Genomic DNA, 2,988 nt, shown 5'->3' on the forward strand with positions numbered 1-2,988 from the left:
CCCGACGTTGACGTGGGGCAGGGAACGATCAAATTTTTCCTTAGCCATCGATATCACCCTCTACAGAAGAAATTAGACAAACAATATCAACCATTAAAACAAAGGCAGATATTTTCATATCTGCCTTGTTATATGGAGCTCTTGAGCGGATTTGAACCGCTGACCTCACCCTTACCAAGGGTGTGCTCTACCAACTGAGCTACAAGAGCAAAACCCTTCGCACAAACTGCAAACTTGGAGCGGGTAGCGGGAATCGAACCCGCATCATCAGCTTGGAAGGCTGAGGTTCTACCACTAAACTATACCCGCGGAGCCTGCAGCTCACGCTTAAATCTGGTGGAGGGAGAAGGATTCGAACCTTCGAAGTCGTAGACGTCAGATTTACAGTCTGATCCCTTTGGCCGCTCGGGAACCCCTCCTAATCAGGCCGGCATTCTATATCATGCCAAACCCCTGTCAAGCATTTTCTCATTTAAAAACCTGAGGTTAGCTGCGTTGACACACTTCACTTTGAATGCCGATTAAGGTGTTCGCTGTGGAGCGGGCGCCATTCTATGCAAACTATTGAGTGGGTGCAACCCCTTCGCACAGCATTATTTTATGTTTTAACTCATTGAATTCCTTGGAAAGGTTTTGCAACTGCTGATCACCCAGCAAACGCTGGCCGTCCGGCGTAACTGCCAGCCAGTAACCGTTTCCCGCAGCATCTTTGGGGACGGATTGCACACTGACTCTCAGTACCATCAGACGCTGCTGCAATCTGGCAATTGAATCTTCGTCAGAAAGCCCTCCAAGAAACAGGCATTGCTGTCGAGGAACACTGTCCGCTCTGCGGCCGCCCCCGGCCGTTTCGCTCAGCAGACGAATATCCTGCTGCGAACCGCGATATAAATTCAAAGGCGTTACATCCTTGGCTCGCAACGGCGCTTCCTGTTGATGCCAGACATAGTAAAAAACATTAAGAACAACAAGCAGCAGGAACAACCAACGCATAGAAACCTCAGGACAAGGGGCACGCCATGGCCAAGCCGACAAAAACCAGGTCTGGCACAACCCTGGCATCAGGCGCGACGACATCCACCAACTCAGCATCCCCTCCTGTAATGAATACTATGAAGTTTTCTTCCCAATATGTTCGAGCCAGCTCCAATTGAGTGAGTACGAACCCCCTCAGCATCAAAGAACAACCGCGCTCCACAGCCTCAACGGTGGTGCGCCCCGGGACATGGCAGGAAAGGGCTTGCTCTGCGGCTTCATCACCATAACGAATTTTACGGGTATGGGTGCGAAGTTGGTTGCGCATCAAAGGCATACCAGGACAAATGAACCCGCCGAGATGCTCACCGTCAGCCGCAACAAAATCAGCAGTGACTGCCGTACCGAAGTCGAGAATCAGACAAGCATTTCCAGCAGCCAGGTGAAAGGCCCCTAGCATCGCCAGCCAGCGATCAAGACCTAAACGTTCATAATCTTCATAGCCGTTACGAACACCGGACATCTCGCGAGCGGGTTCCGCACGTACGATAGGAATACCGAACTCATGCTTAATCATCTCGGTTAACGTGCCAGTTTCTTCAGTGGTCCTGACGCTCACTAAACGGCAGCTGCGCAGCGAGAGAGACTTTATGCTCAGTAGACTCTCAATCAGAGCAAGATTGGTATCTACAACCCCTTCCGAGATCACCCCACACGCCAAGGCATCAAGCACTCGCCATTTTATAAAGCTGTTGCCGCAGTCAAGCTCAAGAATCATCACGCAACCTCAGGCTGAGCTCTCCGCCACTAAAAACTTTTTCAATACCATCTACAAGCAAGCGCAGTCCGCCTTGGTTATCAATGCCAAGCACAACACCATCAACATGGCTCTTACCCGCGATCAACGACACGGACCGACCCTGCCACAGATGATTTTCTGCCCATTCTTCCTGCAGGCTTGCGAACCCTTGATGCTGATGCTTATGGATATAAGACTTGAGCTGATTACTCAACTCTATAACCAAAGCATTGCGATCACAGGATTTGCCTGACTCAAGCTTTATAGAGGTCCATTGCTGGTCGACCTCATCAGCAACCAGCATATTCACGTTGACCCCTATACCCAATACAACATGGCATACATCCGCGGGATCCCCGACGAGCTCAAGTAGGATGCCGGCTACCTTCTTAGTACCCACCAGAACATCGTTGGGCCACTTCAGACCGGCTGTCGGCACGCCGGCGCTTCGCAAGGTCTGCATTACTGCCAAGCCAACAACAAGGCTCAACCCTTCAAGCTGACGCATGCCACCTTCGATACGGAGTACAAGGCTGTAGTAAAGGTTTTCCGCAAATGGGCTAACCCACTTTCGGCCTCGACGACCACGCCCAGCCAACTGTCGCTCGGATAGCACCAAAAACGGCGCGACTGCACCTTCACTAATGGCGCGCAAAGCTTCGGCATTCGTCGAGTCGACGGAATCGAACACAGTTACCGGCCACTGGGGTGCCTTTCTGCTTATTTCTTGAGGATCAAGCAGCGTTAGGGGTGCCGACAATTGATAACCGCGACCGCGAACTTTATGGATTGACAGACTAAGCTCAGCTTCAAGCTGCTGCAGCTGCTTCCATACAGCACTTCGGCTAATACCCAAGGCCGCTCCTAGGTCCTGACCGGAATGGAATCGCCCATCCTTCAGAAGATTCAATAACGTCAACATGCAGGTTTCGCCTTTCAATGAGGCCGCATAATAGCCATGCCCCGAGCCGTTGCATAGAAATCAAGCAGACACATTTCTCGCAGGCAAAACAAAACCCCAACTGCTTACGCAATTGGGGTTTCGGAATTTAATCTTGACGATGACCTACTCTCACATGGGGAAACCCCAAACTACCATCGGCGATGCATCGTTTCACTGCTGAGTTCGGGATGGGATCAGGTGGTTCCAACGCTCTATGGTCGTCAAGAAATTCGGGTACTGACTCGTGACCAGATGGCCTCGCTTCAGCAAG

The 2,988-nt window shown here is 51.3% G+C and carries 3 protein-coding genes, 3 tRNA genes and 1 rRNA gene; all 7 read right to left on the minus strand.

Going from position 1 to position 2,988, the window contains the following annotated elements; genetic code table 11:
- Positions 1-133: 133 nt before the first annotated feature.
- The 7 genes from CXF97_RS13875 to rrf all read right to left on the minus strand — a co-directional run bounded on the left by CXF97_RS13875 (position 134) and on the right by rrf (position 2,943).
- Positions 134-209, minus strand: a tRNA-Thr gene (locus tag CXF97_RS13875).
- Between the two features lie 26 nt (positions 210-235).
- Positions 236-309 (minus strand) — tRNA-Gly (locus CXF97_RS13880).
- 25 nt (positions 310-334) lie between these two features.
- Positions 335-419: transfer RNA gene (locus tag CXF97_RS13885), tRNA-Tyr, on the minus strand.
- Between the two features lie 142 nt (positions 420-561).
- Positions 562-993, minus strand: coding sequence for a hypothetical protein (locus tag CXF97_RS13890; protein ID WP_101159021.1), 432 nt, complete (start codon positions 991-993; stop codon positions 562-564).
- 7 nt (positions 994-1,000) lie between these two features.
- Positions 1,001-1,753: a pantothenate kinase gene (locus CXF97_RS13895; protein WP_101159022.1), complete on the minus strand. Its 753-nt coding sequence runs from the start codon at positions 1,751-1,753 to the stop codon at positions 1,001-1,003.
- Complete coding sequence (birA, locus tag CXF97_RS13900; protein ID WP_101159023.1) at positions 1,743-2,696, minus strand: bifunctional biotin--[acetyl-CoA-carboxylase] ligase/biotin operon repressor BirA; 954 nt, start codon at positions 2,694-2,696, stop codon at positions 1,743-1,745. The genes CXF97_RS13895 and birA overlap by 11 nt, the downstream gene beginning before the upstream one ends.
- 131 nt (positions 2,697-2,827) lie before the next feature.
- Positions 2,828-2,943, minus strand: a 5S ribosomal RNA gene (rrf, locus tag CXF97_RS13905).
- Between the last annotated feature and the right edge of the window lie 45 nt (positions 2,944-2,988).

The sequence above is a fragment of the Pseudomonas sp. Choline-02u-1 genome, assembly GCF_002836515.1.
Lineage (GTDB): Bacteria > Pseudomonadota > Gammaproteobacteria > Pseudomonadales > Pseudomonadaceae > Aquipseudomonas.

What these genes read in the sequence shown, in the direction of transcription:
- CXF97_RS13890 (WP_101159021.1), bottom strand. Translation starts at nt 993, where the DNA reads ATGCGTTGGTTGTTCCTGCTGCTTGTTGTTCTTAATGTTTTTTACTAT.
- CXF97_RS13895 (WP_101159022.1), bottom strand. Translation starts at nt 1,753, where the DNA reads ATGATTCTTGAGCTTGACTGCGGCAACAGCTTTATAAAATGGCGAGTG.
- birA (WP_101159023.1), bottom strand. Translation starts at nt 2,696, where the DNA reads ATGTTGACGTTATTGAATCTTCTGAAGGATGGGCGATTCCATTCCGGT.